This is a genomic window from Mycobacterium sp. 1165178.9, assembly GCF_001673555.1.
Lineage (GTDB): Bacteria > Actinomycetota > Actinomycetes > Mycobacteriales > Mycobacteriaceae > Mycobacterium.
On sequence record NZ_LZMB01000083.1, the window covers coordinates 1 to 6322 of the forward strand.

The 6322-nt window shown below is 64.7% G+C and carries 7 protein-coding genes and 1 pseudogene; 4 read left to right on the top strand and 4 right to left on the bottom strand.

All coding sequences use genetic code 11. The features are described 5' to 3' along the window. The first annotated feature begins 43 nt into the window (after nucleotides 1–43). Genes A5652_RS04280 through A5652_RS04290 form a run of 3 tightly spaced genes read left to right on the top strand, consistent with a single transcriptional unit; the run spans nucleotide 44 to nucleotide 3101 of the window. Complete coding sequence (locus A5652_RS04280) at nucleotides 44–1171, top strand: hypothetical protein (RefSeq protein ID WP_067346982.1); 1128 nt, start codon at nucleotides 44–46, stop codon at nucleotides 1169–1171. Between the two features lie 2 nt (nucleotides 1172–1173). Continuing rightward, on the top strand, nucleotides 1174–1956 hold the full coding sequence (locus A5652_RS04285) for an SDR family oxidoreductase (protein ID WP_067346984.1): 783 nt from the start codon (nucleotides 1174–1176) through the stop codon (nucleotides 1954–1956). Then, entirely contained in the window at nucleotides 1956–3101 is a 1146-nt protein-coding gene (locus A5652_RS04290) for a sulfotransferase (protein WP_067346987.1), read from the top strand. The genes A5652_RS04285 and A5652_RS04290 overlap by 1 nt, the downstream gene beginning before the upstream one ends. A gap of 187 nt (nucleotides 3102–3288) precedes the next feature. Here A5652_RS04290 and A5652_RS04295 read toward each other — a convergent pair whose 3' ends face one another. Further along, the gene (locus A5652_RS04295) at nucleotides 3289–3741 is read right to left on the bottom strand and encodes a hypothetical protein (protein WP_067346989.1); all 453 of its coding nucleotides are present in this window, start codon (nucleotides 3739–3741) and stop codon (nucleotides 3289–3291) included. A 5-nt stretch (nucleotides 3742–3746) separates the two neighbouring features. Further along, complete coding sequence (locus tag A5652_RS04300) at nucleotides 3747–4925, bottom strand: Rieske 2Fe-2S domain-containing protein (RefSeq protein ID WP_067346992.1); 1179 nt, start codon at nucleotides 4923–4925, stop codon at nucleotides 3747–3749. Nucleotides 4926–5051: 126 nt separating this feature from the next. On the opposite strand from A5652_RS04300, the gene A5652_RS04305 reads away from it, so the two are divergent. Beyond that, nucleotides 5052–5576: a gamma carbonic anhydrase family protein gene (locus A5652_RS04305; RefSeq protein WP_067346994.1), complete on the top strand. Its 525-nt coding sequence runs from the start codon at nucleotides 5052–5054 to the stop codon at nucleotides 5574–5576. On the opposite strand, the gene A5652_RS04310 is transcribed toward A5652_RS04305, so the two are convergent. Both A5652_RS04310 and A5652_RS04315 read right to left on the bottom strand, forming a co-directional pair. Beyond that, the gene (locus tag A5652_RS04310) at nucleotides 5573–5980 is read right to left on the bottom strand and encodes a nuclear transport factor 2 family protein (RefSeq protein WP_067346996.1); all 408 of its coding nucleotides are present in this window, start codon (nucleotides 5978–5980) and stop codon (nucleotides 5573–5575) included. The genes A5652_RS04305 and A5652_RS04310 overlap by 4 nt on opposite strands. Continuing rightward, nucleotides 5977–6322, bottom strand: a pseudogene (locus tag A5652_RS04315) (thiolase domain-containing protein); the annotation flags it as partial. The gene A5652_RS04310 and the pseudogene A5652_RS04315, both read right to left, overlap by 4 nt.

The window sequence follows — 6322 nt, forward strand, 5'->3', positions numbered from 1 at the left end:
TTCGCCATTGACGAAAAAGTAGAACACGTTCTAGCGTCTAGGCGTGTTCTCTGATTCCCTCACCGAAGCCATCGCCGAGTCCGAAAAGCTGGTGGCCGCGGCGCCCCACATCGAGACCGAAGCCGACCTGCTGGAAGGGTTGCAGTACCTGGCCGGCTGCATCGTCGGCTGTATGCACCTGTCGTTCGACTACGAGCGCGATCATCCCTTCCTGCAGTCGGGCACCGGGCCGTTCACCAAGATGGGCCTGGACAACCCCGACACGCTCTACTTCGGCACGAGAGTGCACGCCAATCACGATTACGTCGTCACCGGCCGGCGCGGCACCACCACCGACCTCAGTTTTCAGCTGCTGGGCGGCGAGTACACCGACGACAACGTCCCGGTCAGCCAGGCCGCGTTCGACGACCGGGAACTGCAGATCGCGCCCGACGGCAGCTTCGAGTGGCGGGTGCGGCCGACGAGTCCCGGGCAGCTGGTCATCCGAGAGGTATACGGCGACTGGGCGGCGCAGCGCGGCACGCTTTCCATCTCTCGGTTGGACACCGCGGGCACCGCGCCGCCGCCATTGACCCGCGAAATCATCGAAAAGCGTTATGCCACAGCCGGAAAGCAACTGGTGAACCGGGTGAAGACCTGGCTACAGTTCCCGCAGTGGTTCTACTTCAATATCCCGGTCAACACGATGGTCGCGCCCCGGCTGACTCCCGGCGGACTGGCGACCCAGTACTCATCGGTGGGGCACTACGAACTGGGGCCCGACCAGGCGCTGGTGATCACCATACCGGTCACCGACGCGCCCTACCTGGGCTTCCAATTGGGCAGCCTGTGGTATATCTCGCTGGACTACATCAACCACCAGACTTCGCTGAACAACACTCAGGCACAGGCTGATCCGGACGGCAAGGTGCGCATCGTCGTGGCCGACCAGAACCCGGGCGTGACCAACTGGGTCGAAACCCTCGGCCATCGCAAGGGCATCCTGCAGTTCCGCTGGCAGCGGGTATCGCGTCAACTCACCGAAGCGGATGGTCCCACCGTCGAGCTGGTCGACGTCGACGCCATAGCCACCACGCTGCCGTACTTCGAGCACAATAAGATTTCCGAAGACGAATGGCGCGCACGAATCGCGTTGCGCCAACAACAAATTGCGGCAAGGATGCTGGGATGACGATGTCAGGGATGCTCCACGACAAGGTAGTGATCATCAGCGGCGTCGGCCCGGGTCTCGGTACCACGCTGGCACACCGGTGCGCCGACAACGGTGCGGACCTGGTGCTGGCGGCCCGTACCGTGGAACGGCTGGACGAGGTTGCCAAGCGCGTCAACGACTCTGGCCGTAAAGCCGTGGCGGTGCGCACCGACATCACCAATGACGACGAGGTCGCCTACCTGGTCGAGACGACCATGGCCACCTACGGCAAGGTCGACGTGCTGATCAACAACGCGTTCCGGGTGCCGTCGATGAAGCCGTTGGCCGGCACCAGCTTTCAGCACATCCGCGACGCGATTGAACTCAGTGCGCTGGGCGCGCTGCGGCTGATCCAGGCCTTCACGCCGGCACTGGAGACGACACACGGATCGATCGTCAACGTCAACTCCATGGTGCTGCGTCACTCGCAGGCGAAATACGGCGCCTACAAGATGGCCAAGTCCGCGCTGCTTTCCATGTCCCAATCGCTGGCCACCGAGCTCGGCGACAAGGGTATTCGGGTCAATTCTGTTGCGCCGGGGTACATCTGGGGCGACACGTTGCAGGCCTACTTTGAGCATCAGGCGGGCAAGTACGGCACCACCGTCGACGAGATCTATGCGGCCACCGCGGCGAACTCCGACCTCAAGCGCTTGCCCACCGAGGACGAAGTGGCGTCGGCCATCCTGTTCCTGGCCAGTGACCTGTCCAGCGGCATCACCGGGCAGACCCTGGACGTCAACTGCGGGGAGTATCACGTCTGATGTCCGACCGCACCGACATCGGGACCGTCGACGAGCTGCACGCATCGGCCACCAAGCTGACCGGGCTCGACGACTTCGGCGAAGACGACGACAACTACCGCGAAGCGCTGCGAGTTCTGCTGGACTCGTACCGGACCGAAGCCGGGCTTACGGTGTTGGGCAGCAAGATGAATCGCTTCTTCCTGCGCGGTGCGCTGGTGGCGCGACTGCTGTCCGAGTCCGCCTGGAAGCAATACCCGCAGCACGCCGGCGTCGCCATCGAACGGCCCATCTTCGTCACCGGCCTGGTGCGCACCGGAACCACGGCGCTGCACCGGCTGCTGGGCGCCGATCCCGCGCATCAGGGCCTGCACATGTGGCTGGCCGAATTCCCGCAGCCGCGCCCGCCCCGCGAGACGTGGGAGTCACACCCGCTCTATCGCCAGCTCGACGCGCAGTTCACCCAGCACCACCAGGAAAACCCCGGCTACACCGGGCTGCATTTCATGGCCGCCTACGAGCTGGAGGAGTGCTGGCAGCTCCTGCGACAGTCACTGCATTCGGTGTCCTACGAAACGCTGGCGCACCTGCCGAGTTACGCGCAGTGGCTCTCGGAGCAGGACTGGACGCCCTCATATCAGCGGCACCGCCGCAACCTTCAGCTGATCGGGCTCAACGACGCCGAGAAGCGCTGGGTGCTGAAGAATCCCAGCCACCTGTTCGCGTTGGACGCATTGATGGCGACCTATCCCGACGCGTTGGTGATCCAGACTCATCGCCCCGTCGAGACGATCATGGCCTCGATGTGCTCGCTGGCACAGCACACCGCCGAGGGGTGGTCGACGTCGTTCACCGGGGCCCAAATCGGTGCTGACGCAATGGAAACCTGGTCGCGGGGCCTGGAACGATTCAATACCGCGCGGGCCAAGTACAGTCCGTCGCAGTTCTATGACGTCGACTACAAGGAACTGATCGCCGACCCGAGGGGCACCGTGGCCGACATCTACCGGCACTTCGGCTTGACGTTGACCGAAGAGGCCAGGGCGGCCATGGAGAAGGCCCACGCGGACAGCCAGTCGGGCGAGCGCGCGCCGAAGCACAGCTACTCGCTGGCCGACTATGGCCTCAGCACTGAGGCCGTCAAGGAGCGCTTCGCGGGCCTTTAAATCACAGGCGCCACAAGGGTTTCTGGATTGGCGGGCACCCCTTTTGCCCGCCTCTCAGCGACAGAATCCACGAATCGCTCGGGCGTGCCCGCGTTGTCGCTCGAAGGCGGGCCAAATACCAATGCCGCGCGGAGCGGGGCCCGAGCGCGAAGCGGAGTGGGCGCCGGAGCCGGAGCGCGACCGTCGTTCAGTCTTCGTCTGAAACGCCGTCGAGGTAGCCCTCGGCGACCGCATGCTCAATGCTGTCACCGAGTTTGGGGCACGACCTGGTGCGCGCGGTGTCGCCCCCGGACGCACGCACCTCGGCGAAATGGGCACAGCGCTGCCACGCTTCGGTATTCCATTGCACCGCGGTGTGTCCCGGCCCGAGGCGGCGAACGGTGACCCGCACGTGACAGAACCGGCAGTCCACCGGCAACAGACCTGAATTCAGGTAGCGCTCGCGGTCGGCACGGCTGGCTTCGGCGACCGCAGCGGCGCGCTGCGGATCGTTGGCGAAATCCCTTGACTTCGACCAGGATCCACCCTTGCGTTCGGGGCGTGCCGGCTGCTCGTCGTGGTCGTGGTGATCGCCGTGCAGCAACAACATCGACCGCGCAAGCTGATCGACGTCAGGTACCGCCGGCTGATCGTCGCCCATGATTCCTAGTGTTGCTTGGCCGGGACGTCGTCGGTAACCGGCTCGTCCGCCTCTGAGTCCTTGGCCTTGAGGTTCTGCTCGACTTCGGCGTTCCAGTACTCATTGGCCCGGGTGGTGTCGACCTCGATCTCGAACCGCTCCACCATCTCCGGCTCGATGTCGGCGACGTCGACGTAGAACTGCTGGTACCAACGGCGCAGTTGATAGACCGCGCCGTCCTCTTCGACCAGCAGGGGATTGTCGATGCGGGTCTTGTGCTTCCAGATCTCGACGTCCTGCAAAAAGCCCTTGCTGACGCCCTCGGTGAACACCTTCGACAGCTTGTCGGTCATCTTTTCGTCCATGCCCTTGGGCTTTTCGACGATGACACCCCACTGCAGCATGAACGAGTTCTGAGTCACGGGGTAGTGGCAGTTGATCAGGATCGACTCGGCCTTGTAACCGCCGTAGCTGTTGTGCAGCCAGTTGATCATGAACGACGGCCCGAAGTACGACGCCTCGGAATCCAGGTGCGCCTCACCGTAAGACGTGCCGAGGTCGTTGACGTCGGGCCGGCCCACGTTGTGCAGGAACTGCGAGGCGATGTGGCCCTCGAAAACGTTCTTGAAGTACGTCGGCAGCCCGAAATGGATGTAGAAGAAGTGCGCCATATCGGTGACGTTGTCGATGATGTCGCGGCAGTTGGAGCCCTCGATGAGGATGCTGTTCCAGCGCCACTCGGTCCACTCGTCGCTGTGGGATTCCGGGATGTCCGGAATGCGCACGGCGGGGTCCGGGGGATTGTTCTCGTGGTCGTGCCAGACGAAAAGCAGGCCGCCGCGCACGTCCGTCGACCACGACCGGGTCCGCGCCGTCTTGGGTGTGCGCTTGGCGTAGGGGACCAGCTTGCAGCGGCCATCGCCGCCCCAGCGCCAGTCGTGGAAGGGGCAGGCGACCTCGTCGCCCTTGATGGTGCCCTCAGAGAGGTCGCCACCCATGTGGCGGCAATACCCGTCCAGGACCTTGATGTCCCCCTGCGAGTCGGCGAATACCACCAGCTTGGTGCCGAAAGCCTGAATCGCGTGCGGCTTACCGTCCTGGAAGTCCTTTGCGACGCCAAGGCAGTGCCAGCCGCGGGCGTATCGGGTCGGCAAGTCGCCGGGATCGATTTCCCGGATGCCGACCGCCTTGGTGTCGGTACTCACCTGTCACCTCCAGCTCACTGGGCCTCTGACTAGAACACGTTACAGTTTTGCGCCGGTGCCGCGCAACGACGGCGCGTCTGGCTGGGATTTCCCGCGACGTATGCGCGCTCAGGGTATATCTAAACGATGCCGCTGTTTGCGTTCGAGGGCCGCGCACCACGGGTCGATCCCACTGCTTTCGTGGCCCCGACGGCCACTTTGATCGGTGACGTCGTGGTGGAGGCGGGGGCCTCGATCTGGTTCAACGCCGTGTTGCGCGGCGACTACGGGCCCATCGTGGTGCGCGAGGGCGCCAACGTCCAAGACGGGTCGGTGTTGCACGCGCCTCCCGGTATCCCGGTCGACATCGGTCCCGGCGCGACCATCGCGCATCTGTGCCTCATTCACGGCGTGCACGTCGGGCAGGAGGCGCTGATCGCGAACCACGCGACCGTTTTGGACGGTGCGGTGATCGGGGCGCGCAGCCTGGTCGCCGCGCATTCACTGGTGACGGCTGGCGCCCAGATCCCGGCCGGGATGCTGGCCGTCGGTGCGCCGGCGCAGATCAAGGGCCCGGTCGCCGGGACCGGCGCGGAGATGTGGGTCAAGGTGAACCCGCAGGCCTACCGCGACCTCGCCCAGCGGCATCTGGCCGGGCTCGAGCCGCTCTAGACCTTGCGTGTGTTGGCCGCCGCGCGTTCCATCTCCCAGTAGGCACGCAGGGCCACCATCTTGCCCTCGGCGTCGACTCGGTAAGTGAAGACTCCCTCGGCGGTCGTCTGGTACTCACCCGTCGTGATGAGGATGTGCCCGACGTTGGCTTCCTCGAAGCCGCACTGATAGGTGTCGCGGAAGAAGAACTCGATTTTCGTGGTGGGGGCGATGGCCTTGTCCCAGAAGGCCGAGATGGCATCACGGCCCCGGTGCCCCAGGCCTTCGGGGTCGAACACCGAGGGACCGATCGGGTCCTCGACGATGGCATCCTCGGCGAATACCGCCAGCCAAGCGTCCTTGTCCCGGGCCGCCACCGCCTCGCGGGAGCGGCGGCCGGCCTCGTGTGCGGGATGCTCGCTCACGCATCGACCTTCTGGGCCGCGGGCTTGTCCGCACCCACCACCCACATCGAGTAGTACTGGGAGCCACCACCGTAGGCGTGTCCCAAAGCCTTTCGCGCGCCCCGCACCTGATGGTCGCCGCCCTTGTCCATCACCTGAATGGCCGCCTCGGCGAAGCGAATCAGGCCGGAGGCGCCGATCGGGTTCGACGACAGCACGCCGCCCGACGGATTCACCGGCAGCCGACCGCCGATCTTGGTTTCGCCGGCTTCGGTGAGTTTCCAGCCTTCGCCTTCGGCGGCAAACCCTAGGTTTTCCAACCACATCGGTTCGAACCAGGAGAACGGGACGTAGATCTCCGCG

Coding starts and splice junctions, on each gene's coding strand:
- A5652_RS04305 (WP_067346994.1), top strand. CDS start 5,052: ATGCCGCTGTTTGCGTTCGAGGGCCGCGCACCACGGGTCGATCCCACT.
- A5652_RS04290 (WP_067346987.1), top strand. CDS start 1,956: ATGTCCGACCGCACCGACATCGGGACCGTCGACGAGCTGCACGCATCG.
- A5652_RS04285 (WP_067346984.1), top strand. CDS start 1,174: ATGTCAGGGATGCTCCACGACAAGGTAGTGATCATCAGCGGCGTCGGC.
- A5652_RS04295 (WP_067346989.1), bottom strand. CDS start 3,741: ATGGGCGACGATCAGCCGGCGGTACCTGACGTCGATCAGCTTGCGCGG.